19 protein-coding genes are annotated in these 26,222 nt (G+C 59.5%); 7 read left to right on the forward strand and 12 right to left on the reverse strand.

The genetic code is table 11. The annotated features are described in order from the left end of the window. The first annotated feature begins 16 nt into the window (after nucleotides 1-16). Complete coding sequence (locus tag WNZ14_RS05945; RefSeq protein ID WP_342867665.1) at nucleotides 17-1,957, forward strand: EAL domain-containing protein; 1,941 nt, start codon at nucleotides 17-19, stop codon at nucleotides 1,955-1,957. A gap of 180 nt (nucleotides 1,958-2,137) precedes the next feature. Here the strand turns inward: WNZ14_RS05945 and WNZ14_RS05950 are convergent, their stop codons facing one another. The 4 genes from WNZ14_RS05950 to rph all read right to left on the reverse strand — a co-directional run bounded on the left by WNZ14_RS05950 (nucleotide 2,138) and on the right by rph (nucleotide 7,171). Continuing rightward, nucleotides 2,138-4,312 carry an EAL domain-containing protein gene (locus WNZ14_RS05950; RefSeq protein WP_342867666.1) on the reverse strand — a complete coding sequence of 725 codons (2,175 nt, stop codon included), beginning with the start codon at nucleotides 4,310-4,312 and terminating at the stop codon, nucleotides 2,138-2,140. A gap of 272 nt (nucleotides 4,313-4,584) precedes the next feature. Beyond that, on the reverse strand, nucleotides 4,585-5,790 hold the full coding sequence (gene hemW, locus WNZ14_RS05955) for a radical SAM family heme chaperone HemW (protein ID WP_342867667.1): 1,206 nt from the start codon (nucleotides 5,788-5,790) through the stop codon (nucleotides 4,585-4,587). Next, nucleotides 5,787-6,440, reverse strand: a complete 654-nt coding sequence (locus WNZ14_RS05960) for a non-canonical purine NTP pyrophosphatase (protein ID WP_342867668.1) — start codon at nucleotides 6,438-6,440, stop codon at nucleotides 5,787-5,789. Before WNZ14_RS05960 ends, hemW begins: the two co-directional genes overlap by 4 nt. A gap of 5 nt (nucleotides 6,441-6,445) precedes the next feature. Further along, nucleotides 6,446-7,171: a ribonuclease PH gene (gene rph, locus WNZ14_RS05965; RefSeq protein ID WP_342867669.1), complete on the reverse strand. Its 726-nt coding sequence runs from the start codon at nucleotides 7,169-7,171 to the stop codon at nucleotides 6,446-6,448. Between the two features lie 197 nt (nucleotides 7,172-7,368). Between rph and hrcA the strand changes: the two genes are divergently transcribed. The 3 genes from hrcA to WNZ14_RS05980 all read left to right on the forward strand — a co-directional run bounded on the left by hrcA (nucleotide 7,369) and on the right by WNZ14_RS05980 (nucleotide 9,982). Beyond that, nucleotides 7,369-8,454 (forward strand): heat-inducible transcriptional repressor HrcA, encoded by a 1,086-nt coding sequence (gene hrcA / locus WNZ14_RS05970; protein WP_342867670.1) that lies wholly within the window; start codon nucleotides 7,369-7,371, stop codon nucleotides 8,452-8,454. 208 nt (nucleotides 8,455-8,662) lie between these two features. Then, the gene (grpE, locus tag WNZ14_RS05975) at nucleotides 8,663-9,316 is read left to right on the forward strand and encodes a nucleotide exchange factor GrpE (RefSeq protein WP_342867671.1); all 654 of its coding nucleotides are present in this window, start codon (nucleotides 8,663-8,665) and stop codon (nucleotides 9,314-9,316) included. A 30-nt stretch (nucleotides 9,317-9,346) separates the two neighbouring features. Continuing rightward, nucleotides 9,347-9,982, forward strand: a complete 636-nt coding sequence (locus tag WNZ14_RS05980; protein ID WP_342867672.1) for a trimeric intracellular cation channel family protein — start codon at nucleotides 9,347-9,349, stop codon at nucleotides 9,980-9,982. 37 nt (nucleotides 9,983-10,019) lie between these two features. Here WNZ14_RS05980 and WNZ14_RS05985 read toward each other — a convergent pair whose 3' ends face one another. The 3 genes from WNZ14_RS05985 to mutS form a co-directional block, all read right to left on the reverse strand. After that, nucleotides 10,020-10,652, reverse strand: coding sequence for a LysE family translocator (locus tag WNZ14_RS05985; protein WP_342867673.1), 633 nt, complete (start codon nucleotides 10,650-10,652; stop codon nucleotides 10,020-10,022). Nucleotides 10,653-10,672: 20 nt separating this feature from the next. Next, nucleotides 10,673-11,665 carry an adenosine kinase gene (locus tag WNZ14_RS05990; protein WP_342867674.1) on the reverse strand — a complete coding sequence of 331 codons (993 nt, stop codon included), beginning with the start codon at nucleotides 11,663-11,665 and terminating at the stop codon, nucleotides 10,673-10,675. 89 nt (nucleotides 11,666-11,754) lie between these two features. Beyond that, complete coding sequence (gene mutS, locus WNZ14_RS05995) at nucleotides 11,755-14,523, reverse strand: DNA mismatch repair protein MutS (RefSeq protein WP_342867675.1); 2,769 nt, start codon at nucleotides 14,521-14,523, stop codon at nucleotides 11,755-11,757. Nucleotides 14,524-15,432: 909 nt separating this feature from the next. On the opposite strand from mutS, the gene WNZ14_RS06000 reads away from it, so the two are divergent. Next, complete coding sequence (locus WNZ14_RS06000; protein WP_342867676.1) at nucleotides 15,433-17,718, forward strand: NADP-dependent malic enzyme; 2,286 nt, start codon at nucleotides 15,433-15,435, stop codon at nucleotides 17,716-17,718. Between the two features lie 32 nt (nucleotides 17,719-17,750). Here the strand turns inward: WNZ14_RS06000 and mntR are convergent, their stop codons facing one another. After that, entirely contained in the window at nucleotides 17,751-18,185 is a 435-nt protein-coding gene (mntR, locus tag WNZ14_RS06005) for a manganese-binding transcriptional regulator MntR (RefSeq protein WP_342867677.1), read from the reverse strand. Between the two features lie 210 nt (nucleotides 18,186-18,395). On the opposite strand from mntR, the gene WNZ14_RS06010 reads away from it, so the two are divergent. Beyond that, nucleotides 18,396-19,691, forward strand: coding sequence for an Nramp family divalent metal transporter (locus WNZ14_RS06010; protein WP_342867678.1), 1,296 nt, complete (start codon nucleotides 18,396-18,398; stop codon nucleotides 19,689-19,691). A gap of 58 nt (nucleotides 19,692-19,749) precedes the next feature. Here WNZ14_RS06010 and WNZ14_RS06015 read toward each other — a convergent pair whose 3' ends face one another. After that, nucleotides 19,750-20,487: a TylF/MycF/NovP-related O-methyltransferase gene (locus WNZ14_RS06015; protein ID WP_342867679.1), complete on the reverse strand. Its 738-nt coding sequence runs from the start codon at nucleotides 20,485-20,487 to the stop codon at nucleotides 19,750-19,752. Between the two features lie 420 nt (nucleotides 20,488-20,907). Here WNZ14_RS06015 and WNZ14_RS06020 point away from each other — a divergent pair, with 420 nt between their 5' ends. Beyond that, complete coding sequence (locus WNZ14_RS06020) at nucleotides 20,908-21,678, forward strand: glycosyltransferase family 25 protein (protein WP_342867680.1); 771 nt, start codon at nucleotides 20,908-20,910, stop codon at nucleotides 21,676-21,678. 37 nt (nucleotides 21,679-21,715) lie between these two features. On the opposite strand, the gene WNZ14_RS06025 is transcribed toward WNZ14_RS06020, so the two are convergent. The 3 genes from WNZ14_RS06025 to WNZ14_RS06035 all read right to left on the reverse strand — a co-directional run bounded on the left by WNZ14_RS06025 (nucleotide 21,716) and on the right by WNZ14_RS06035 (nucleotide 26,151). Next, nucleotides 21,716-22,639, reverse strand: coding sequence for a class I SAM-dependent methyltransferase (locus WNZ14_RS06025; protein ID WP_342867681.1), 924 nt, complete (start codon nucleotides 22,637-22,639; stop codon nucleotides 21,716-21,718). A gap of 172 nt (nucleotides 22,640-22,811) precedes the next feature. Further along, on the reverse strand, nucleotides 22,812-23,633 hold the full coding sequence (locus WNZ14_RS06030) for a GNAT family N-acetyltransferase (protein ID WP_342868521.1): 822 nt from the start codon (nucleotides 23,631-23,633) through the stop codon (nucleotides 22,812-22,814). Between the two features lie 292 nt (nucleotides 23,634-23,925). Next, nucleotides 23,926-26,151 carry an ATP-binding protein gene (locus WNZ14_RS06035; RefSeq protein ID WP_342867682.1) on the reverse strand — a complete coding sequence of 742 codons (2,226 nt, stop codon included), beginning with the start codon at nucleotides 26,149-26,151 and terminating at the stop codon, nucleotides 23,926-23,928. Nucleotides 26,152-26,222 lie beyond the last annotated feature (71 nt).

The raw sequence follows: 26,222 nt of genomic DNA on the forward strand, positions 1-26,222 counted from the left end.
ATAACGGCGTCGTGAAATGTTGAAAAAAGCATACTCCCGTTTACGAGACCTGATCTCCGTGCCTTCCGCCGACGAAGCCCTGCTCAAGGCGCAATTTGAGGTGTTCTCAAACCAGGTGCCGTTGATGTACGGTATCGTGCTGATCAATGCATGGGCGCTAGCCATTACATTCATGTCTTCAGCTCCTGTCTGGCTCTCGACATGGATACCCGTCGGACTTTCCGCAATTTGTGTTGCCCGTCTCGTGCGCTGGTTGCGGTCACGGCATCTGGTTCCTTCAGCTCAAGCCGCCCACAAGGCGTTGACGCAGACAAACCGGTTTGCCTTCATTCTTACGGCCGCTTTGACCTTGTGGGCTTTGTCGCTTTACCCCTATGGCGACCCCTATATGCGCGGCAACGTCGCCTTCTTCGTTGCCATCACCGGCGTTGGCGTCATTATCTGCCTTCAGCAACTGCCTTCTGCAGCTTCCATCGTCGCGATTATCATCAACATCATGTTCGTCAGCTACTTCAGCATGGTGGGCATCACGTCTTTCGCTGTGATGTCAGCCAATCTGGTGCTCGTCTCGATAGCCTTGCTACTGGTCGTGAAAGTGCAGTTCCGCCATTTTGCAAGCGCTGTGAGCGCACGGACCAAGCTTGAGGCAGCAAACCGGGAAAACGCCCGGCTAGCCAATGTCGACAGCCTGACAGATTTGCCCAACCGGCGGCAGTTCTTTGCGCACCTCGAGGCAGCATTTTCTGAATCGGAAGGAAAGCGCCTTGCTGTTGGTGTCATCGATCTGGATGGGTTCAAACCCGTCAACGACCTCTATGGCCACGCGGTTGGCGACAGTCTGCTGTTCGAGGTCGGAAAGCGTCTTTCCGCCCTCGTAGACAGCAACACCTATATCTCACGGCTTGGTGGAGACGAATTTGCTCTCACCGTCACCGATTGCCCCGATGATCCAACATTGCTCTTGCTGGGTGAGCAGATCTGCACCGCGCTGAGAACGCCGTTCGTGCTGACGGAGGCAACGGTACAGATCTCTGGTTCAATCGGCTTTTCGGTGTATCCGCAACTGGCAGGCGATGTGCACCAGCTCTATGAGAGGGCTGACTATGCCCTCTATCAAGGCAAACGCAACAACCGTGGCCACGCCGTGTTGTTCACCAACGAACATGTCAGCGCCATTGAAGAGAGCCAGCAGCTTGAACAGGTGCTGAGCAAGGCCGATCTCGAAGCAGAGCTTTCAGTCGTCTTTCAGCCCATCATCGATATTCGATGCGAGGACAACGTTTCATTCGAGGCGCTGGCAAGATGGAACAGTCCGGTGCTGGGCAACGTGTCGCCGGACCGCTTCATTCCTGTTGCCGAGCGTCTTGGCCTGATCAGCGACCTGACCTGTGCGGTGCTCAAAAAGGCACTTGCTGCCGCTTGCCGCTGGCCGGACGGGGTCCGTCTTTCATTCAACCTGTCGACCCATGACATCAGTTCCTCCGACGGTGTGGCAAACATTTTTGGTATCATTCTGTCGAGCGGCATCGATCCAAGCCGCGTGGATCTCGAAATCACCGAAACGGCGATGATGTATGATTTCAGCCAGGCCAAGGCGTCGATTGAAATTTTCAAGATGCTTGGCTGTGGCATCGCGCTTGATGACTTCGGTACCGGCTATTCCAGTCTGAGCCAGTTGCATGCCCTGCCGCTTACCAAGATCAAGATCGATCGCAGCTTTGTCTCCGGCCTGGACAAGAATCCTGCCAGCTACAAGATCGTCAAGTCGCTGCTTGCACTCAGCTCCGATATGGGTCTGGGATGTGTCATCGAAGGGGTCGAAACCAGGGAAGAGCTCGACGCGGTGAGAAAGCTCGGCGGTGTGTTGGTCCAGGGCTATTATTACTCCCGCCCTGTGGCCGAAACGGAAATAGCCAGGTTTCTGCCCAAGGCCGTTGCCGCCAGCAAGGCGAGCTAGAACGCCCTATCAATCTTACGATGCTTTAGGCTTCAATTCTCCGGTACAGTGGGCAAACGTCAACCTGCTTTGCTTGCCAGCCGGACGGTCCGGGTCGGGGGCTCAAGTAATATCTGTCAACGGTCGACGGATGGTGTCTTTGGCACCCGGATGCTGATGGAGCATTTGCCAGGGACATGCTCAGGCTGTGAGTGCCTCTGAGGCTGGTTGGGAACGGGCTATCTTGTTGACAACCCCGGGTATCAGCAGGGCAGGAGCGGGTCTGGCGAAATAGAAGCCCTGAATGGCATCGCATCCCATGTTGTTGATCACCGCGACCTCTTCGCTGGTCTCTGCGCCTTCAACCACGATATTGAAACCGAGGCCGCGGCCAAGCTCGAGAATGCCACGCAAGACCTTCTGTTTACGCAGGTCCGTGTCGATGTCGTAGACAAAGCTCCTGTCGACTTTCAACTGGTCAAACGGCAGACGGTTGAGATAGCCCAGCGATGAATAGCCGGAGCCGAAATCATCAAGCGACAGCAAAACCCCAAGCTCTCGAATTGCCGAGAGAACTTTCTGTATCCGCTGCTCGCTCTGATCGACAAACACCCCTTCGGTGATTTCGATGCAGATATCCTGGCCCGACAGGTTATGGCGGGTCAGGGCATCTTTCACAATCGCGACAAAATTGGGCTGCCAAAGCTGGATTGGCGACACATTCACCGAGATGTGCTTGAAATCAAAGCTCTGCGCATGCCATTTGGCCGCCTGCTCACAAGCCAGATCGAGTACCAGTGTCCCCAGATCGATAATCTGGCCGCCGGCCTCGGCAATGGGAATGAAGAGACCCGGCGAAATCGGTCCGTCTGCGGGATGTATCCAGCGAGCAAGTGCCTCGACACCGGTCAACTCGTTGTTGGATGGATTGATCTGCGGCTGGAAATGAATCTCGATCTCGCGTTCGGCAATGGCAACGCGAAGCATGCGCTCCATCCGGATATTGTTCTCGAATTCATCATGCAATTCCGAGGAGAAGAATATGGCCCGGTCCCCGGTTTCCTTGGCCTTGCGCAGTGCCAGTCCGGCATTGCGGTGGGCTTCGTCGGCGTCGTTGGCATCGTGCTGCAGCAGCACAATCCCGATGGATGCCGTCACACGAACTTCACCCACGTTCATCTGCATCGGCTGATGAAGAGCGGTGAGGAGTTTTTCTGCAAGTCTGGACACCTGTTCAGCAGAGCTTCCGTCCCCTATCAGGAGCGTGAAATGATCAGCGGAGAGATGTGCAACGCGTGATCCATCTCCTGCGATCTCCGTAATTTTCCAGGCCACCATCTTGAGCACGCTGTCTCCGGCCAATTGTCCGTAGGCGTCATTGATCTGCTTGAACTTGTCCAGGTCGAGATGCAGCAATGTCCACTTGCGTTTGCCCGACAGGCTTTCGCGCAAGGCGATGTCGAGATCATTTAGGTAACGGCCCCGGTTATGCAGTCCGGTCAGATCGTCGGTATAGGCCAGGTTGGCAAGTTTTCCCTGGAGCGCCACGACCCTTTGAAGTCCTTGCGACAGGGCGCCAATTTCGTCCTGCCTGTTCTCGTAGGGCACCGCACCTGGCGGCGTCTCGGCGGCCAGATCTTCGGCATATTTAGCAAGCACCCTGAGTGGCTTCAGTTCTGCAGCCATGCTGAAAGCGCTGAACGCGGCAGCCAGCAAGACGATGATGATGGCGGCAATGATGATCTGCGTCCGCAATTCCGTCTTGGCGGCAACCAGATCATCGACCCAGCCGACATCGACTGCAAGTGCGCCTGCAACGGCGCCGGTGGTGGCCTGGATCGGTGTCAGATATGCGAGCCGCATGCGCCCCATGACGGGCACTTCGCCCAGGTGCGGGCGGTTGTTGATGAGGTTATCATAGGCGGGATGGCCACTGCCGATCGACATTGGCGGCGGCATGGACCCGTCGGGTTTGCGGAACGTTGTGGCGAAGCGATCAAACGCCCTTGTCTCGGGATTGAGCCTGAACAGATTGGCGGCACCCTGATTGACCGAGCCAATCTCTTTCAGAAGCGCATCGTGTTCGTCGCGGAAAGTGAGAGAACCTTCAGTCGAGGCGACCGTGAGGCGAATGGCTTCCGGCCTGCCATCCTGATCCCGGACCGCAACATACTCGGACGCAAGCTGTTCGGTAAACAGTGCGACGGCTGCGCGTGCTGCGCGGTCGATGCGGATTGAGGAATTGGTCGCGGTGACTTCGTAGAGTTTGACGTAGCCAAGGGTGGCTGTGATCAAAATCGACACAGAAACGATAAGAACCAGGCGCGTCGTGATTCTACTGGTGATCCCTGTAAGCAATGCAATTAATCTGGGCATGCGTTGGTTCCCCAGTCAAAAGTCTAATGAGATGAGTAGGAGTAACAAACAAAACTTGCGTGAAAATGTAGATAATATACTCAATTTTTAGCAATTACTGTGTCTTTCTGCGCCCGCTATTAAAGGCTCGTCAATTCTTTTGGGGCGCTATATAGCTTAGCTAACCCCTGCGTGTGCCATGGTTTGAAGCCGCAATCTTTACGACTGCGCCACCGGTATCATCAGATTGAAATGCAAACCTTGTCGCCGGCAAGGTCCAGGTACGGCGGCGTTCAGAACGCCAGATCGGCCACAACCGCGTCAAGCACAAGCATGCCTGCCGGCGTGCAGCGGATCCGCTCGGACCCCATCTGCTCGATCATGCCATGATGGATCAGGAAATCTGTGCGGTCCGGATCAAGGCCACGGCCGGAAAGGGCTCCCCAGCGTTTGAGATTGATGCCCTCGCGCAGTCTCAGTCCCATCAGCAGCAACTCGTCGGCCTGTTCCGAAGCGGTGAGTTCGGTGGTTTCAACCATGCCATGGCCATTTTCTGCCACCAGCTTCAGCCAGGTCTCCGGCGTGCGCTCGGTCGCGGTGGCGATCTTGCCGGCCTTTGTTGAAAGACGGCCATGGGCGCCGGGTCCGATGCCGACATAGTCGCCATAGCGCCAGTAGGTTAGGTTATGACGGCTCTCGGCACCCGGACGGGCGTGGTTCGATACTTCGTAGGCTGGCAGTCCGTGGCTTTCGCAGACCTGCCGGGTCAGCTCATAAAGTTCGGCCGAGAGATCGCCATCAGGCACGATCAGCTTACCGGCCTTGTGCAGCCCGTAAAACGGCGTCCCTTCCTCGATTGTCAGCTGATAGAGCGACAGATGATCGGCGGCGAGTGAGATCGCCTCTTCCAGCTCGGACGCCCAGGCCTGAGCCGTCTGGTCCGGACGGGCGTAGATCAGGTCGAACGACATGCGCGGGAAGATGTCACGCGCCAGCCCGATCGCCTTGAGCGCATCGGCGCGGTCATGCAAGCGTCCGAGACGCTTGAGATCTGGATCGTTGAGCGCCTGCACGCCCATCGACACGCGGTTGACGCCGGCCTGGCGATAGCCGCGAAACCGGCCAGCCTCGACACTCGAGGGATTGGCCTCAAGCGTGATCTCGATCCCGTCGGGCACGACCCAGGCTTCGCGCACTGAGTCCAGAATGGCGCCGACCGTATCGGGCGACATCAGCGACGGTGTGCCGCCGCCAAAGAAGATGCTGGTGACAACCCGAGGGCCCGATATAGCCCGCATGGCAGCGATTTCCTTGCGGAAGGCTGCGACATAGGCCTGCTGGTCGATGCCGGCGTGCCGGACATGGCTGTTGAAATCGCAATAGGGGCATTTGGCGGCACAGAACGGCCAATGCAGATAGACGCCGAAACCGGGTTTGCCGGTGTCTGGCGCAATGGCGTCGGGCCCGGTTCCGTCAGTGGAGAGGGGTGGTGTGCTCACGTGGGGCTCACACCGAGCCGTTGCTCGGCAAACAGCTTGAAGGCCCGCGCCCGGTGCGACAGCGCTGTTGCCTGACCCGGCTTCCAGCCGTGCTTTTCCTCAGCCGGCATCTCGCCAAAGGTGCGGCTGTGGCCGTCCGGTCGGAACACCGGATCATAGCCGAAGCCAAGCGATCCGCGCGGCGGCCAGACCAGAACGCCCGGCGCTTCGCCGCGATAGAAACTGACCTCACCCTCGGGCGTCGCTAGGCACAGCACGCTGACAAACCGGCCGGTGCGTTCTGCATCGCTTTTTGCATGCCGCGCGCGAAGCGCATCCTCGACCTTCTGCATGGCGATCATGAAATCGCGACTGCCGTCTTCAAGCGTCGCCCAATCAGCGGTGTAAACCCCCGGCGCGCCGCCGAGCGCATCCACCACAAGACCGGAATCATCCGAAAGTGCTAGGAGCCCCGAAGCTCTTGCCGAAGCAAGAGCCTTGGTCGCGGCATTGGCCTCGAACGTATCACCGGTCTCTTCAGGCTCCGGCAGACCCAGTTCGGCAGCCGAGGTAACCTCGACGCCGAGCGGTCCGCAAAGATCGCGGATTTCCGAGATCTTGCCGGCATTGTGGCTGGCGACCAGGAGCTTGGTGAGGGGCGCGTTCGACATGGTTGTTACAGAGGTCTTGCGACCACTTCCTTTTGCATGGCGACCAGATCGGCGATGCCGTTCTTGGCCAGTTCCAGAAGCTCGAGAAGCTGCTCCTGTGTGAACGGTTCGGCTTCGGCTGTGCCCTGGATTTCGACGATGCCGCCAGAGCCTGTCATCACGAAATTGGCGTCAGTCTCGGCTGCCGAATCCTCGAGATAATCGAGATCGATCACAGGCTGGGAGGCGAAGATACCGCAAGAGACAGCAGCGACATGATCCTTGAGCACCCGTTCGGTGCGCACCATGGCGCGCGCTTCCATCCATTTCAGGCAGTCATGCAGAGCGATCCATGCGCCGGTGATCGCAGCCGTGCGGGTTCCGCCATCTGCCTGAATAACATCGCAATCGACCGTGATCTGGCGTTCGCCGAGTTCCTGCAAATTGACCACTGCACGCAACGAACGGCCGATCAGACGCTGGATTTCAAGCGTCCGGCCACCCTGCTTGCCCGACGTCGCCTCGCGGCGCATGCGGTCACCGGTTGACCGTGGCAGCATGCCGTATTCGGCAGTTACCCAGCCCTTGCCGCCATTGCGCAACCAAGGCGGAACCCGTTCTTCAAGGCTCGCGGTGCACAGCACATGGGTGTCGCCGAACTTGACCAGGCAGGAGCCTTCGGCATGCTTGGATACGTTACGTTCAAAGCTGACCGCCCGCATTTTGTCTGTCTTCCGTCCCGATGGGCGCATCGTGTCTCTCTCCTGATTTCAATATTGCCGCCTTCTATCGGCGCACGCTGCACGATGCAAAGAAAAAGCGTTTTTGCCTCGTCTATTGCATAATAGTACGTCAATGCGGCTCATCGCCTGTTGCCTCTTCCGTGTTGATGCGCAAATCCCTATATTCCAGCTAGGCAGTGCCGCAGGCGGCCTGTAGGAAAAAGCGCATGACCATGAACACGCCATCGATATCGGCTGATCTTGTCGGAGCACTTGATGAGCGCTCGCGGGAGATTTTCCGTGCGCTTGTGGAAAGCTATATGGAATCCGGCGACCCGCTCGGCTCGCGCAGCCTGTCGCGGATGCTGCCGATGTCGTTGTCCCCGGCTTCGATCCGCAATGTGATGAGCGACCTCGAGGATCTGGGGCTGATCTATGCGCCCCATATCAGCGCAGGCCGGTTGCCCACGCAGAAGGGCCTGCGGTTCTTTGTCGACGCCTTCATGCAGGTTGGTGATCTGCAGCCCGAGATGCGCCAGACCATCGAGCGCCAGGTGCATTCGGAAGACACCAGCCGTCCGGTGGAAGCGCTGCTGACCGAGGCCAGCCAGATGCTGTCGGGCATGACCCGCGGGGCAGGGCTCGTCATCGCCGCCAAACAGGATTCCACCATTCGCCATATCGAGTTCATCCGGCTTGACCCGAAGCGCGCACTGGTGGTGCTGGTCGGCGGCAATGACCAGGTTGAGAACCGGGTGATGGAATTGCCGGACGGTGTCACCGCCGGGCAATTGACCGAGGCCGCCAATTTTCTCAATGCCCACCTGGCCGGGCGGACGATGAGCGAAGTTCGCAGCGAGCTCGAACGCATTACAGCAGAGGTCCGCTCAGAGCTTGATGTTCTCTCGCAAGATCTGGTTGAGCGCGGCCTGGCGGTCTGGGCTGGCAGCCGCGAGGGCGCGAACGCTGCGCGGTTGATCGTGCGCGGTCGCGGCAATCTGCTTTCAGGGCTTTCGGCGGGCGAGGAGCTTGATCGCCTCAAGCTGCTGTTTGACGAACTTGAGCGCAAGGAAAGCCTGATCGAGCTGATGACTTTGGCCGAAGAGGGATCCGGTGTTCGCATCTTCATCGGTTCGGAGAACAAGCTGTTCTCCCTGTCGGGCTCGTCGCTGATCGTGGCGCCCTGGCGCGATGGCGAGGACCGTGTGGTCGGCGCTGTCGGCATTATCGGCCCGACCCGGCTCAATTACGCGCGTATCGTCCCGATGGTCGATTACACCGCGCAACTGGTATCGAGGCTGGTGCGCAAGTAGAGCCCGGCCTGTCAGGACAAGGGCTCAGGCCGATTTTCCGTTTGGACGTGCGAATATAGCGATTTTTGCGGCGTTCATTGGCCCCCAGATCTATCGTCGGGCGTCGTGGGGCCTTGATTTTTGCGGCCCGAACGTCGATATGCGAGGCATATCTCCGGGTCACAACTCTGATCAGTGGCCCTACGACATTTATCAGAACAGTCAGGACATGCACACCATGAGCGATGAAAGCCAGAGCCGCGAAAATGAAAACCCGCAGGCAGGCGCCGCACACAAGGCTGATGAGGCTGCAAAACCCGCGCAGGACCAGGAGCTGGATCCGGTGCAGGTGCTGATGGCCGAGATTTCCGATCTCAAGGATCAGCGGCTGCGCATGGCGGCCGAGATGGAAAACCTGCGCCGTCGCACGGCGCGCGAGATCAAGGACGCCAAGACCTTTGCAGTTTCGGGCTTCGCCCGTGACATGCTGCAGGTTTCCGACAATCTCCAGCGCGCGCTTGCAGCGGTTCCCGAGCAGGCCGAGAGCGATGCCGACAACGGGCTCAAGACGCTTGTTGAAGGCGTCGAGCTGACCGAACGCGCCATGCTGTCGACACTGGAGCGCCACGGCGTCCGCAAGATCGAGCCTATGGGCCAGAAGTTCGACCCGAACTTCCACCAGGCAATGTATGAAGTCCCCAACACGGACGTGCCGAACAACACGGTCGTTGACATTGTTCAGCCCGGTTATGTGATCGGCGATCGCATGCTGCGTCCGGCCATGGTTGGCGTCTCCAAGGGCGGCCCCAAGGAAACGGCGCAGCCTGGCTCCGCCAAGACCGACTCGGACGGACCGAACCCTTCGGCCGGTTACGACGTGTAACACCATCCCCGGCGGGGAAAGGAAACACCCATGACCCCGCTGGAAGGACTTGATTACGCCGGTGTCGCGGTTTTTGCCGCCACCGGTGCACTCGCCGCCTCGCGCAAGCAGCTCGACATGATCGGGTTTTTCTTTCTCGCAGCCGTCACCGGCATCGGCGGCGGTACTTTCCGTGACATCGTTCTGGGCGCCACACCTGTCTTCTGGGTGGACAAGCCTGCCTATCTGGTCGTCTGTGTCATCGTCGCCGTGATCGTCTATTTCACCGCCCACCTGGTGGAATCACGCTACCGCCTGTTGCTCTGGCTCGACGCGATCGGCCTCTCCGCCTACGCGGTGATGGGGGCGGCCAAGGGACTTGCGCTCAGCGGCTCGCCGATTGTTGCGCTTGTCACCGGCATGATGACGGCAACGCTCGGCGGCATATTGCGAGATCTTCTTTCTGGCGAACCTTCAGTGCTGATGCGGCCCGAAATCTATGTCTCCGCTGCCCTCGTCGGCGCTGGCGGATTTGTCGCCGCAAGCCTGATCGGCGCGCCCCTGATCGCGGCATCAGCCGTTGGTGTCATCGCAGCCTTTGCGGTGCGTGGCGGGGCCATCAGATACGGCTGGGCCTTTTCACCCTACCGCTCACGCGCAGGCCGCCCGCCCGAAGATGTGATGTGATTGTTGCGGTTTGGCCCGCCGGTTACGGCCTGGCCTGCTAGCTGCGCTGCAGGGCCAGATGGGCGCCGAGGCCGACCAGCACCGTTCCGCCAAGCCGCCGCATCAGCCTCTGCGCCGAATTGGACTGCCTGAGCCTGGCCATGATCGCCCCGGCCAGCATGACGCAGACGATGTCAGCCGATGAAAAGATCAAGTTGACGACCGTCCCCAGGATGAGGAACTGCAGCCAGACCGGAAAGCTTGCTGCCGCATCGACGAATTGCGGCAGAAACGCCATGAAGAAAATAGCGGTCTTCGGGTTGAGGATCTCGACCGTCATGCTCTCGACAAAGGCGCGGCGCCCGGATTTTGGCATCAGACCGGGAGCAGAAGCCGCATCCGGCGCAGGTGCGCGGAACAGCGATATGCCGAGCCACACCAGATAGACAGCGCCCGAGAGCTTCACCGCCATGTAAAGCCACGGCACAGCATGAAACAGGATCGACAAACCCGCAGCGGCCGCGGCCACGTGCACGTAGCAACCCAGATGAATGCCGAGGGAAGCCATGATCCCGGCCTTTCGGCCGCGCGCCGGTGTTTGCGCTGCCGCATACAGCATCGCGGGACCGGGGATGTAGGCGAAGATCACCGTCGTGACGAGAAAAGTGATCAGCAGTTCGACTGATGGCATGGCTTTCCCCAGAGATGGCTTCAGATGAATCCTGCGTCCCGGGCGGCATCCTTGAGCGATAGCTGCGGCCGCGGTCCGATCTGCTGTATCACCAGGCCGGCTGCGAGGCTGCCGAGTTTGCCGCAGACATCAAGCGGCTTGCCATTGGCATAGCCATGCAGAAAGCCTGCTGCGTAGAGATCGCCGGCGCCGGTGGTGTCGACCACCTCATTGATGGCGATGGCTTCAATGTCATGACGTTCATCGCCGCGGACAATCACCGACCCGTGCTCGGAGCGGGTGATGGCTGCGAGCTTGCAGTCCTTGCTTATGAGCGATACCGCGTGTTCGAGATCATCCGTCTCGTAAAGCGCTTTGGCTTCGTCCGCATTGGCAAACACGATGTCGATGGTGCCCGAGCGCATCAGCTCGAGAAACTCTTCGCGGTAGCGCCCGACGCAGAACGGGTCGGACAGCGTCATCGACATTTCCCGGCCGTGCTTGTGACCGATCTCGGCGCACTGGCGGATGGCGTCCTTGGCCCGTGGCGGGTCCCACAGATAACCTTCGAAATAGGTAATCTTCGCATCGGCGACCACATCGGCCTCGATGTCCTCGGGCCCAAGCTCGACGCAGGCTCCCAGATAGGTGTTCATCGAGCGCTCGCCATCAGGCGTCACGAAAATCATCGACCTGGCGGTTGGCGGCGTGCCATCAAGCGGCTTGGTATCGAAATGCACGCCGAGCGCGCGGATGTCATGGCTGAAGATCGTGCCGAGCTGGTCGGACGAGACCTTGCCGAAATAGGCCGAACGGCTGCCAAAGCTCGCAAGTCCCGCCGCTGTGTTGCCTGCACTGCCGCCCGAGGCTTCGATCGCCGGCCCCATGCGCGAATACAGCAGTTCGGCGCGGTCGGCGTCGATAAGGTTCATCGCGCCCTTGATGATGTTGTTGTCGACGAGAAAACCCTCGTCGCAGCGGGCGATGATATCGACAATCGCATTGCCGATGCACAGGACATCAAAACGGCTCATTCGTAATCCTCGTTTTCGACTGCGGTCTCAGTGCGCAGCCGTGTCTCTCTTATCGGTTTTTGCGCAGGATGGAACCCCGCCAAAGGTTCTTACCGTGTCGGAGGTATGCCTTTACCAGGTTCAGCCAGCCGCCTTTTGAGTTCGTATAGCGCCTCAAGCGCATCGCGCGGTGTCATATCGTCGGGGTTCAGATCTGTCAGATAAGCATCGGATTCCGACGGCCCCTTGGCGGCAGCCTTCACAGGTTCCTTGTTCACCGGCATGGCAAATAGCGGCAGGTCATCGACCAGCCGGGCCGCAGGGTTCTCCCGCTCACTGGTTTCAAGCAGCTGAAGCACCTCCTTGGCGCGCGCAACCACCGCGTCGGGAAGCCCTGCCAGCCGCGCCACCTGAATGCCGTAGGACCGGTCGGCGGCGCCTGCGCCGACTTCATGCAGGAACACAACATCGCCCTGCCATTCCTTGACCTTCATGGTGGCGTTGGAAAGCCTTGGCAGTTTTTCCGACAGCGCCGTCAGTTCATGGAAATGCGTGGCGAACAGGCCCCGGCAGCGGTTTTCGGCATGCAGATGCTCCACCGCCGCCCAGGCGATCGACAGCCCGTCGAAGGTCGCGGTGCCGCGGCCGATTTCATCGAGGATCACCAGCGAATGCGGGCTGGACTGATTGAGAATGGCCGCCGTCTCGACCATTTCGACCATGAAGGTCGAGCGCCCACGCGCCAGATCATCCGATGCCCCGACCCGCGAAAACAGCCGGTCGACCACGCCGATATGCGCCGCTCCCGCAGGCACGAAGGAGCCCATTTGCGCCAGGATCGCAATCAGCGCATTCTGCCGCAGGAAAGTCGATTTACCGCCCATGTTGGGGCCGGTCAGCAGCCAGATCGCGCCGCCCTCATCCCTTTCGGAAGGTGGAGAGAGATCACAATCATTGGCAACGAATGGCTGCGCGGCCTGCTTTCTGAGCGCCTGCTCGACAACCGGATGGCGTCCGGCAACGATCTCGAAGGCCAGGCTGTTGTCTACTCTCGGACGGGAATAGCCCTGTTCCTGTGCCAGTTCGCCAAGTGCTGCCGTCACGTCGATCACTGATAGCGCATCTGCCGCCGCCTTGATCGCATCGGCATGGGCAACAGCCATCAGCACCAGCTGGTCGAAAGCCGCAAGCTCGATCGTCAGCGCCTCACCGGCGGCATTGGCGATACGGGTTTCGAGATCGGAGAGTTCTGTGGTGGTAAAGCGCATGGCGTTTGCCATTGACTGCCGATGAATGAACCGCGCCTTGGCCTCGTCGCCCTCCGTCAAGGGCCCGGCGTTGAGCGCTGTGACCTCGATAAAATAGCCCAGCACGTTGTTGTGCTTGATCTTGAGCGAGCGAACACCGGTTTCCTCGGCATAGGAGAGCTGCAGCCCGGCAATCACCCGTCGCGACTGGTCCCGCAGCGCCCGGAGCTCGTCGAGTTCAGCTGAGTATCCCGCGCGAACAAAGCCGCCGTCGCGCTTCATCAGCGGCAATTCGTCATCAAGCGTTGCTGCCAGTCGCGCGCCGATCTCACCCGGAACAGCCCTCAGCGAGGTCACTGCTTTTTCCAGATGCGCAGGCATCTCGTCAGTGCCAAACATTGCGGCGATGTCGTTGGCAGCTGTCAGGCCGGCCTGGATCGCGCCGAGGTCGCGCGGACCGCCCCGATTGAGCGCCAGTCTCGACAGCGCCCGCGGCATGTCGGAAACACCCTTGAGCGCACGGCGCAACCTGTCACTGAGCGTCGGATTGGCAATCAGATGCGAAACGCCGTCAAGCCGTGCATTGATGGCGTCCGGATCGGTCAGCGGCGCCATCAGCCATTCGGCAAGCTTGCGCCCGCCGCCGCCGGTCACGGTCCGGTCGACGGCCTTGATCAGGCTGCCCTGCCGGTCACCGGACAGCGTGCGCACCAGCTCAAGGCTGGCCCGTGTCGCGGGATCGATGAACATCCGCGCGCCATCGCTTTCGCGCTCTGGCCTTCCAAGCGGTGGCCGTTCGGAAAACTGGGTCTTTTCAACATAGGCGATCACAGCCGCCGCTGCGGCCAGCTCGGCGCGGGAAAAACTGCCGAAGCCATCCAGCGAGCCGACCTCGAAGAACCGCGCAAGCCGGCCTTCGGCAGATGCGCTATCAAACAGCACCGCCGGCTGGGGGGCGGCCACCCGGCCGATCTGGTCGATCAGCGGCCTGATTTCCGGATCGTGAAACAAGTTGTCGGCCAGGATCAACTCGCGCGGCTCGACCCGGGCGATGTCGGCCATCAGCCTTGCCAGCCGACTTTCGCCGACGTGGAATGCGCCTGTGGAAATGTCGATCCAGGCAAGTCCGTATTGCGCTTCGCCCGATCCCTTGACCCGCGCCAGCGCCATCAGGAAATTCGATTGCGACGGATCGAGCAGTTTTTCCTCGGTCAGCGTTCCGGGCGTCACCAGCCGCGTCACGTCGCGCCGCACCACCGATTTGGAGCCACGCTTCTTGGCTTCCGCCGGGTCCTCGGTCTGCTCGCAGACAGCGACCCGGAACCCGAGCGAGATCAGCTTCTGCAGATAGTCGTCCGCCGCATGCACCGGCACGCCACACATCGGAATGTCCTGTCCCAGATGCTGACCTCGCTTGGTCAGCGTGATGCCGAGCGCCCGCGACGCATCGACCGCGTCCTCGAAGAACAGCTCGTAGAAATCCCCCATCCGGTAGAACAGAAGCGAATCCGGATTGTTCGCCTTGATCTCGATGAACTGCTCCATCATCGGCGTCGCCGTCGCCCGGCTTTCCGGCGAGGCAAGCTGGGCGGTCGTCAGGATGGCAGGGCTAAATGGGGATTCGGCGTTCAAGAGGTAATGCCTGTCTTGGGTTTTCAAATGTTTGCGATGTAAGCTTCACCGGCCGCGCGGCTTTACAGCCCGTGCCAACCACCCTAACGGTGGGATGAGGACAAAGACAACAGGGTTGAGGCGCCATACACAGGCTCGCCCACGCCCGGGTGGAGAACGATGCCGTCGAGGTGCAATTTGCTTCGATGTTGAGGGGCCGAGTTTCTGAGGCAGATGCGGCTTCATTTGACAAAATTGTCTTTTTGGACAGATACGCCGTTCTTTCTCTGTACACATTAGATCCGACAGGTCGAACGTAACTATTCAGCAGGCTTCAAACCCTGAAGATGCAACCCATAATATAATTAGTAACATATAAATAAGAAACAGGGCCTTGCTTGAGATTCGCAGAAGCCAATAATAATCCATATTGTAGTAATGGTGATCTTTTTTTAAAAATGGAATTCTGAGTGAATCAAATATAAAAAAAGATTCGAACCAGCTTCCGTAATTTATAAGTGACAATGCGACTGAAAATGAATAGATAATTACAAAATAGAGGAGAAATAAATAAATAATGTAATTTGAAAGAACTTCATTAATATTACAAAATAGATTCATATAAGAAGCCTCGATCATGCCGATTGATATTATTTAAAACCGGATTTGTATTTGCTTAAAATCTACTCGAATATCTTCCCCTATGCATCCGAATTCTACCTCCCTCCAGCGAACGGCGCAAGCGAGGACTGAACGAATTTCCGGCGTTCAAGAGGTAATGCCTGTCTTGGGTTTTCAAATGTTTGCGATGTGAGCTTCACCGGCTGCGCGGCTTTACAGTGCGTGCCAACCACCCTAACGGTGGGATGAGGACAAAGACAACAGTTACGAGGCGCCGTACACAAGGTCGCCCACAAGGGATGGAGAACTATGCCAGGGATGGACAAGTCAGATCGCTCGATTTCCGCTGTAACCGATCAGGAGGCGCTGGATTTCCACTCCCGCGGCCGGCCCGGCAAGCTCGAAATCACCCCCACCAAGCCGATGTCGACACAGCGCGATCTGTCGCTGGCCTATTCGCCGGGCGTAGCCGTTCCGGTCAAGGCCATTGCCGAAGATCCGTCGCGCGCCTTCGACTACACTGCCAAGGGCAACCTCGTGGCTGTTATCTCCAACGGCACTGCGATTCTGGGTCTCGGCAATCTCGGCGCGCTCGCCTCCAAGCCGGTGATGGAAGGCAAGGCGGTGCTGTTCAAGCGCTTCGCTGATGTCGATTCCATCGACCTTGAGGTCGACACCGAGAATGTGGAGGAATTCATCAACTCAGTGCGGTTTCTCGGACCGAGCTTCGGCGGCATCAATCTCGAGGATATCAAGGCGCCCGACTGCTTCATTATCGAGCAGCGGCTGCGCGAACTCATGGACATTCCGGTGTTCCATGACGACCAGCATGGCACAGCCATCATCGCCGTCGCCGGGCTGATCAATGCGCTGCATCTGACCGGTCGTGATCTCAAGACCACCAAGCTTGTCTGCAATGGCGCGGGCGCCGCAGCCATCGCCTGCGTCGAACTGGTCAAGGCAATGGGCTTTGCGCCGCAGAACATCACCCTGTGCGACACCAAGGGCGTGATCTACAAGGGCCGCACCGAAGGCATGAACCAGTGGAAATCGGGCCATTCCATAGAGACAAAGGCGCGCTCACTGGCTGACGCCATGGAAGGCGCCGATGTCGTTTTCGGCCTCTCCGCAAAGGGTGCCCTGACATCGGAGATGGTCGCCTCGATGGCGAAAAACCCGATCATTTTCGCCATGGCCAATCCGGATCCTGAAATCACGCCCGAGGAAGTCGCCGCGATCCGCACCGACGCCATCATGGCGACAGGCCGGTCGGACTATCCCAACCAGGTCAACAATGTGCTTGGCTTTCCTTACATCTTCCGAGGCGCGCTTGATGTGCGGGCGTCGACCATCAACGAGGAGATGAAGATTGCCGCCGCCAATGCGCTGGCAGCGCTTGCGCGCGAGGATGTGCCCGACGATGTCGCCGCCGCCTATCAGGGCGTGCGGCCGCGCTTCGGCCCGCAATATATCATTCCCGTCCCGTTCGATCCGCGACTGATCTCGGCCATTCCGGTAGCTGTCGCCAAGGCTGCGATGGAATCAGGCGTGGCGCAGAAGCCGATCCTCAACATGGATGCCTATGCGCAGGAACTCTCTGCAAGGCGCGATCCGATCGCCTCTACCCTGCAGCGGCTCTACGAGCGGGTGCGCCGTCATCCGCGCCGCGTCGTCTTCGCCGAGGGTGAGGAAGAACAGGTCATGCGCGCCGCGGTCTCCTATGTGAACCAGAGGCTGGGCACCGCCTTCCTTCTGGGCCGGGAGGAGCAGATGCGCGAAACCGCCAAGCTCGCAGGCATCGATCTCGACCGTCCGGGCATCGAACTGGTCAACGCCCGCGTCTCGCGCCGGGTCGAGGCCTACACCGATTATCTCTACGCAAGGCTGCAGCGCAAAGGCTACCTGCATCGCGATTGCCAGCGGTTGATCAACACGGATCGAAACCATTTCGGCGCCTGCATGGTGGCGCTCGGCGATGCCGACGCCATGGTGACGGGCACCACCCGCAACTACTCGACTGCACTCGAGGACATCCGCCGCTGCGTCGACGTCAAGCCAGGCCACCGGATGATCGGCGTGTCGCTGGCACTGTGCCGCGGCCGTACGGTGATTGTCGCCGACACTGCCGTCATCGACATGCCCAATTCCGAGGAACTGGCGGACATCGCCGAGGAAGCCGCAGGCATGGCCCGCAGGCTCGGCTATGAGCCGCGGGTGGCGATGCTTGCCTATTCCACTTTCGGACATCCTACCGGCGAACGCTCTGAGCGGGTGCGCGATGCGGTCAAGATTCTGGACAAGCGCCGGGTCGATTTCGAGTATGATGGCGAGATGGCTGCCGACGTGGCGCTCAATGCAAAGGTACTCGAGCAATACCCGTTCTGCCGCCTGTCGGGCACCGCCAATGTGCTGGTGATGCCGGCGTTCCACTCGGCCTCGATCTCGACCAAGATGCTGCAGGAACTCGGCGGCTCCACCGTCATCGGCCCACTGCTCGTTGGTCTCGACAAGTCGATCCAGATCGTCTCCATGGGCGCCAAGGATTCCGACATCGTCAACATGGCGGCTATTGCTGCGTATAATGCGTCGAGTTGATTGGACGGGACGCTAAGGTCGTCGCGACAGGTTCACTTCGCCGCCGCGTCGAGATAACGCTCAAAAGCCTTGAGCGTTATCTCCGAGACATGATGCTCAAGCCCTTCTGCGTCCATTTCCGCCGTTTCCGGCGGCACGCCGACAGCGACAAGCAGATCGACAACGGTGCGATGGCGTGCACGGACACGTTCGGCGAGCTCAGCGCCTTCATCGGTCAGGAAGACGCCGCGATAGGGGCGCGAGACCGCCAGGCCTTCGCGCTTCAGCCGGGCCACGGCCTTGGTGGCGGTCGGGTGGGTTACGCCCATGCGGCTGGCGATATCGGTGATCCTAGCCTCGCCCATTTCTTGGATCAGGTCGCTGATCATCTCGGCGTAGTCTTCCAGGATCGCCATGGCTTGCGCGGCGCGGGCCTGCTGGAAGCGCTCGGATTGCGCTGTCGGCTGCGCACCATCGTCTGCTGTCATCGTGTCTGCTCCGCCCCGGCGCTTTTGGTTGAAACTCAAATTACAGAATACAGCCATGGCTACATTTTGTAAAATGCACGCAACATTTGTCCCTGGATTTTGAGATCACGGCCTTCGGGTGAACCTAGTTGACAGAAATGTAGCCAAGGCTTTAAATGTATGGCGCGTCACCATATTTTATATTGGTGAACGACCTTCAGGATTGCATTCATGGGTTTAACGGCATCGGAACGGACACGGGCGGCATTTGCGGATGTGCTCGCCGGCAAAAGTCGGCGTGGCGGCGGTGCATTGCTGTTTGCCGGACCGGCGATTGTCGCGTCGGTCGCCTATATGGACCCAGGCAACTACGCCACCAACATTCAGGCCGGAGCCGGCTATGGCTATGGATTGCTGTGGGTGGTGCTGGTTGCCAACCTGATCGCAATGCTGTTTCAGGCACTCTCGGCCCGATTGGGCATTGTCACCGGCAAGAACCTTGCCGAATTGTGCCGCGAGCACTTCCCCGCGCCGGTTGTCTGGGTGATGTGGGTGATAAGTGAGATTGCCGCCATGGCCACCGATCTCGCCGAGTTTCTCGGTGGCGCGATAGGTCTGTCGCTCCTGTTCGGAATGCCGCTGATGGCCGGCATGGTGGTCACCGCAATCGTCACCTACGGGATCCTGCTGTTCGAGGCCCGCGGCTTCAGAACCATGGAGCTGATCATCGGCACCCTCGTGTCGATCATCGGCCTGAGCTATGTCATCGAGATATTCATTGCGCCGATCACCTGGGGGGATGCTGCCTATGGCATGGTGACGCCGCAACTGGCCGATATCAACGCGCTGACCATTGCTGTGGGCATCATCGGGGCAACCGTGATGCCGCATGCGATCTATCTGCATTCCGGGCTGACGCAAAGACGTGTGGTGATCCCTGATGAGGCCGCGCGCCGCAAGGTTGTGCGGTTTTCAAATATCGAAGTTGTGGTGGCGCTTGCGATTGCCGGCCTGGTCAACATGGCAATGGTGATGATGGCGGCGAGCGCGTTTCACTCCGGTTACAGCGAGGTGGCCGAAATCGAGACCGCCTATCACCTGCTCACCCCCTTGCTTGGGGGGGCTGCTGCCAGCGTTTTCCTCGTCTCGTTGATTGCTTCGGGCGTGTCGAGTTCTGTGGTCGGCACCATGGCGGGACAGATGATCATGCAGGGATTCACCACTTGGCGCCTGCCGGTTTGGTTTCGTCGGCTGGTGACGATGATCCCCGCCTTCGTCGTGGTGGCGCTTGGCGTCAATGCGACCAGTGCGCTGGTGATGAGCCAGGTTGTGCTCAGCATTGCGCTACCGGTGCCGATGGTGGCCCTGATCCTGTTTGTCGGACGCAAGGAGGTCATGGGAGAATTTGCCACCGGTCGCCTGCTGCAGACGCTGGCAATTGTCGGCGCCACGATTGTGCTGCTGCTGAATTTCGTTCTGCTGGCACAGGTTTTCGGCGTTGCCCTGCCTGGATTTGGCAGCGCATAGCAAAGGTTCCGGGCAGCGAACCGAGCGCCCCGCAAACTGAAACTTGGTTCAGTCTGTATCAGCCGTAGCGGCGTACCCGCTCGGGCATCGGCGCAGCCTCTTCCGTGGCAAGCGGCTTGCGCACGAACCAGAGCGCCTTCCGTCCACTGGCAAGTCTCTCGAGTTTCACCGGTTGATCGGCAAAAAACTCGTCGACCGCGCGCGAGGCGCCGGGCCATTTGGGTTCGGCATAGTCGTCAAACACCACAATGCCGCCGGGCACGAGCTGCTCGTACAGTGCATTGAGGCAATCAAGATGCGATTCATAGATGTCGCAATCAATGAACATGAAACAGTATCTACGGGGCTTCAGCTTCGGGAGTGTGTCGGAGAAGAACCCCTTCACCACATAGCCATTGACGCGGTATGTGTCGAAGAACTGAAACAGCCGCTGCGGCACATCGGATGCGTGCCTGAACTTGCGTTGGATCTTGAAGCGGAAACGGAACGGGCCGAGGTCGGCGTCAAGAATTCGGTCCTGTGGAAACCCCTCGAAACTGTCGCAGGCGAAAAGCTTCTTGGAAGGCGCGCGTTGCCGCAGGCTGCGGCCCATCAGGCGCGTGGTGCTGCCGCGATAAACACCGCACTCGATGACGTCGCCCTCCAGTCTGAGGCTCTGTTCCAGCAGTTCGATCAGCGGGCTCTGGTTGCATTGTTCATCGAGCCTGCGCCAGTATTCGGCCTGGCCGGTTTCTGTCGTCATCAATCTGGCGATTTCGTCATCCTGGCGAATGCGCAGCTGGTCAACCCGCTTCATGGTCGACCTGCCAGTCGCGTATGCCTGTCGACAGGCTGCCGGATTTCTTGCAAGTGCTGCACTCAATCAAACCTTCACATTGCATTTCTTGACCTGCAGCAGACACAGCAGGTGGTTTTGGGCTGGTGCGCATACAGTATGATGCCCCAGAGTGCAGGATCATGGTTAATTATCCTTTAAATTCAAACAGTCAGCTTGCGAGATTCGACCTTGAGCACGGGCAAGGCGGAGCCGCCGAGGGGGTCCGTTCCGCACAATCCCTCGATAACAGGGCTTCCGCTCTAGCCCCGGTTGCCTGATTTTGATAATTCACCCCTTGGCTCAGGGTGGTCTGGATTGAAGGTGACGTCGGAAAAATGGCGTGATGACAAACAGGAAGCTGCCTGAATGAGATCAGCGGCTCCGAGACAAGGCTTGGCAATGCACAGTGAGAAGCCATTCAAGACCTACCTGATCAACCTCGATCGTGCGGTTGACCGGTGTAAATTCATGGATTCGCAGCTTCGTGACCTGGGCTTGGACTATGAACGCATTGCTGCGGTCGACCGTTTGAAGATTGACGCATCGGTTGCTGAATTTGATGCGAGGGGCTACCGGCTGTTGCATGGCCGCGGCTTTCACGATGGCGAAATTGCCTGCTACCTGAGCCATATTTCCTGTCTTCGGGCCTTCCTCGAAAGCTCTGCCGACCACGCATTGATTCTCGAAGATGATTGCCGCCTGCCGGTTGATCTCCCCGCAATTATCAATGCTGCGATCGCCAATGGCGCTGAATGGGATATTCTCAGGCTCTCGACGGTGAACTCCGGTATCCGTATCCCTTACCGCAAGATCGATGACAGCCATTCGCTGGCCATTGCCCTGACCCGCGAAAAGGGTGCCGGCGGATATGTGGTCAACCGTCGCTGCGCCGAGGTTTTTCTCGAAAAACTCCTGCCGATACGCGTCGCCTGGGATATCGCATTCGATATCGAATATCTGATGGGTCTGAGATCGGTCTTCGTCGAGCCGGTACCCATAGATCAGAACACCGGGCTGGAAACGCAAATCCAGTTCACGGCGAAGCGGGTCAAGCTGTCGTCGGCTCGCTACCTGACGGTTTTCCCCTACCGGGCCTATCTGGAAGGCAGTCGCTTTGTCCGCCGCGGCTTGCGCTTGCTCTGGAAAAAAATCGGTTCCGGCAGGGCCTGAGAAGAGCCGTCATCCCTGATTTTCGGGCAGGTCGGAATTACCCTCTTGCGCGGCGTGAGCCGGTGATCTTGCCGATCTGATAGCGCAGATAACTCGAAACCATGCGTCCGTCGCCATAGAGCTGCTCTGCAAGCTCACGCCCCTGGCGCGCCTCGCTCTCGATGGCTGCCGCATCCATGTCAGCTCGCCGGAAGATGACACCGGTCGGGCTGACTGTCCGTTCGGGTTTCAATCCCGCGCGTGCTGCTGCAACCACCAGATTGTGCTGGTTGAAACCTGTCAGGTGGGCGAAATGCAGTGCGCCAAATCCCTTGTTGGGTTGGCTGGTCCCCAGATCTGGGACTTCCACATAGACGAGCCCCCCGGGAACCGTCCACTCTGCCATCTGCTGCATGGCCGCAACCGGATCGCGCAGGTGTTCGACCACATGAAAACACGTGACAAGATCAAAAGGTGCCTGAAATTTTACGTCCTGCCACCCGGCCACGGTTATCCGCTCGCCATAGAGTGAGCTGGCGAAGTTGCCATAGGTCTCGCCGGGCTCGAAGCCATGCGAATCGTAACCCTTTTCCAGCATCGCTCCAACGAACTCGCCGGAGCCGCAGCCGAAATCCAGCGTCCGCGCACCGGGCGCGAGCAGGCCTTCAAGCTGGGTGCTGCGATTGGCGGCCTCAAGACGGCGCTTGCGAAGGTGCCGTTCCTTGGGCTCGGTCGTGGCCGCCTGATAATCAAACCGGTAGTAATCCTGGTAGTAGGTGGCCAGCTCCACGTCCGTGGGCATCGGGTTCGTATAGAGCAACCCGCAATGTCCGCACATCGAGGTTGGTAGCCGCTTGAGACGGCGGTCGATCGAAACCACTGGCTTGCTGTGGTCGTGTCCGCAGGCACGGCAGGGTACTGCCTCGCCCTTGTAAGGGTACGATGTAAACGGCAGGAAAAACTGCAGAATATTGTAGGCCATCATAACTCCAGTCACGGCACACCGGGGTTGGAGCGACCCAAACCCTGCCGACATGCGCTGACCTAGCCTTTACAGGCGCATCAAGGCAAATGGAATTTTCAGGAAGGCATGCGGCTGATTTGAGCCGTCCAGCATCAAATCAGCCGGTTCTGTCGGGAAATAGCAGTCTCGCTCAGGCCGCAAACCGTGAGGCGTCGGCACCGTAGTGGTTGATATAGCGGCCATTGATCTGCTTGACCGGCAGGATCACCAGGACATCAGTTGTTCCGAAGGCTGCATCAACCACGGCCTCTTCCGAAACCAGGGCGCCCACCCTGAGATAGCCCTTGACCAGCGGCGGCATGGCAGCCAGCGCTGCCCGGGGATTGATCGCCTCGACCGGCATCATGTCGATCGAGAGCCCGCGCCCGGCAATCGCACTGACTTTCCAGTCGGCATTGGCTGATGCGGTCTGATTGAGGAACGAGAGCGCCAGCGCATGGGCGTACGGCTTGTCGCCCGGAAACGAGGCGCACCCGAACATCACGTCAATACCGTGGCTGAGCGCATAGGCCCAATTGCCCTGCCACAGCGCTTCCAGAGTGCGGCGGGTGCGGTAGGTGCTGAGTACGCATGAGCGACCGAGCTCCAGAAAACGTTTGTCGGGATTTCGCCCCGTGAGATCCATGACATCGAATTCGCTTTGCGAGTAGAAGCCGTCATGGCGCGCCGCGACTTCCTGCCTGAGCAGCCGGTAGGTCCCGACAATCTGCTCCTCGACGTCGCCCGTCAGTGCGGTGTCGAGCACCAGAAGATGATCGCAATAGCGATCGATGCTGTCGAAATCCCGCTTCTGCTGCATCGCATCTTCGGGAAGCCGTGCGCCCATTTCCTCGACAAACACGCGGTAACGCAGCGCCTGAGCCGCCTCGACTTCGCTGCGTGTGGCGGCGAGCCGGACGTCCAGTGACCCGATGCGGCCCAGAATCTGGCTTGCCGGCTTGTAGCCTCCCATCGGAGCGAGGAATGGCGTAGACAAAGGCCGATGCACTTGCGTTTCCATGGGTAATCTCCCGCTTGGTGATGTCGGGGTTCAACCATGATTCTGCGACATCCGAGTGACATTTGCCATCCCGGATGCGGTCTTTTCGAGTTCATAGTATGATTTGCGTGCAGTTATTCTGCAGGCAAAGCCAGGATCAGCGGCCGTTGCTCCGAATTCCGGTGCTGCACACAAGTGCAATCATGTAATCGTGGCCGTCGCATGCCGCCAACCAAACAGCGCGATTTGAGCGCGGCGGGGTCTATCAAGCAGCGCGAGCTCGCTTGCCGGCGGTCATTGTCACCAGTTGCAGCAGCCACTCCGGGTCGACCGGCTTTTCCGCATGCCCGTCAGCGCCTGCCGCCAGCAGGTCGTCTCGTGTGGAAGCCTGGCCGTCAGCCGTCAGCACGATGATGGGCAGACGCGCAAGCTGGCCCGCAGCTTCCTCGGCACGAATTTGCTCAATCGCGCTGCGTCCATCAAGTTCTGGCATGGAAAGATCAGTGATGACCAGATCGAAGCTCGCCAAACCTCCGGGGCGCTCCATTGCCTGGGTCACGAGCGCGCGCCCATTCTCGACAACGGTCACGCGATGCCCCTGACGCGCAAGGTTGGTGCGGACCACCAGTGCGTTGACCGGGTCGTCTTCGGCCAGCAGGATATCGAGCGTCGGGTTGTCGGAAGACCGCTCAAGCATCACTGGCCGCGGCTTGCCGCACAAGCGGTCACGATCCTCACGGTCATCACGCCGGGTCAGGACATTGACCAGCGATGCCCGACGCACCGGACGTACCAGCCACGCATTGGCGCCATGGCCTGAATGGCTTTCGAGATCGCGGCTGTCTTCCGGTGCGATCACCAGAGTGCGTGCAATACCGGCCGGCAATTCCGTCGGAGCCGAAGCCAGAAGGCTCTCTGCGCGGTCCGCGAGCCTGCGGTCGACAACAATGTCGCTGAGCGCCGCGCCGGAGCGATAGAGACGGGTCAGCGCAGCAATTATGCTGTCCGCATCATCTGCCGTCTCTGCGATTCCGCCGAGATCACGGATCGTCCAAAGCAGCGCCGTTGAAACCGGGCCCCGCGGAGCGATCACCAGCACCGCACGCTCTGCAAGCGGGCCACGGACCGGTGCGCCGGTTTCCGGAACGGCCAATTCCTTGACTGGAACGGTGAACCGGAAGGTGCTGCCCTGTCCGGCGGTTGACGTCACGCCGATTTCACCGCCAAGCGCCTCGATAATGCGCGCTGAAATGGAGAGACCCAGTCCAGCTCCGCCATGCTTGCGCGTCGGGCCGTTGTTGGCACGTTCGAACTCGCCAAAAATCCGCGACTGGTCTGCTTCTTTCAGTCCCGGACCCGTGTCCGCTACGATGAAAGCCAACTGCTTGTCTTCGCGCGTTACTTCGATGAGCACGCCGCCGGTCTCGGTGAACTTGATGGCGTTTCCGACCAGATTGAACAGCACTTGCCGCAATCTGCCAATATCGGACGTGATCTGGCGCGGTGCTTCCGGTGCGATATGGACCGCAATTTCGATGCCTTTTTCATGGGCGCGCGAGGCCATCAGTTCGGAGACACCGTTGACCAGATCTTCGAGATTTCCCTCTTCGTGCCTGAGATGCAGGCGGCCCGCTTCGATCGAGGTTACGTCCAGCAGATCCTCGATCAGGGACAGCAGCGCCATGCCGGATTCGCCGGCGGTCTTGAGATAGCTTGCCTGTTCCGGTGTTGTCTGGGTCTGCTCGAGCAAGTGCGTCATGCCGAGAATGCCGTTCAGCGGTGTGCGGATTTCATGGCTGACTGTTGCCAGAAAACGGGTTTTGGCATGGTTGGCGGCCTCGGCCTTTTGTCGTGCGTCAACCAGTTCCGCTTCGGTGCTGCGCGCTTCGGTGATGTTGCGGCCAATGCACTGCCGGGTAAGCTGGCCAGAGACGGGATCTCGGGCAGTGGTCTCGTGCCAGGCCCAGATTGTCTGGGTTTCGCCTTCGCCAAGCACCAGTTCAAGATCCCCGTTGCCGGAGGCGTCCACAGGTTCGATGCCGGCCATGGCAAGCGTCAGGCCGACCGGATTGTCAAACCCCGTCGTAGAGCGGAATGTTTCATTGGCATAGATGATCTGGCCGTTGAGGCCGCAGACCGTGACCATGTCGCCGAGCGCATCAAAGATGCTTGCGAGCTGGTTCGAATACTCGCCAAGTTCCCATTTGCGGTCGAAGTCGTGTTCTGACAGACCGTTTGCTTCCGCATTCGGGCGTGTGGGCACGGCCTTTGCTGCGACGTTGACCGAGCGTCGTAACAGTGGCACCGCCGCATAGATGGCTATGCCGGCGACCGATGCCATCAAAATAGCCGGTGCGTTGAAGGCAACGGAAACAGCTGTTGCCGTCAGCGCGGCAGCGACTGCAAACAACGGCCGCGAAGCAGATTGCCCGGGGGCCTGCTGCGGCCGTTCCCTGTCGACGAAAACGTCAGGAACCGGCTGACTGTGCATCGGTCCCACCTGGGGCGCGCTCAATTGCGCGCTCGCCTGTTCGCTCAGGGCTCGCTGGAGGGTTTCTTGAA

The sequence above is a fragment of the Hoeflea sp. AS60 genome, assembly GCF_038900115.1.
In the GTDB taxonomy this organism is placed as follows: Bacteria; Pseudomonadota; Alphaproteobacteria; order Rhizobiales; family Rhizobiaceae; genus Hoeflea.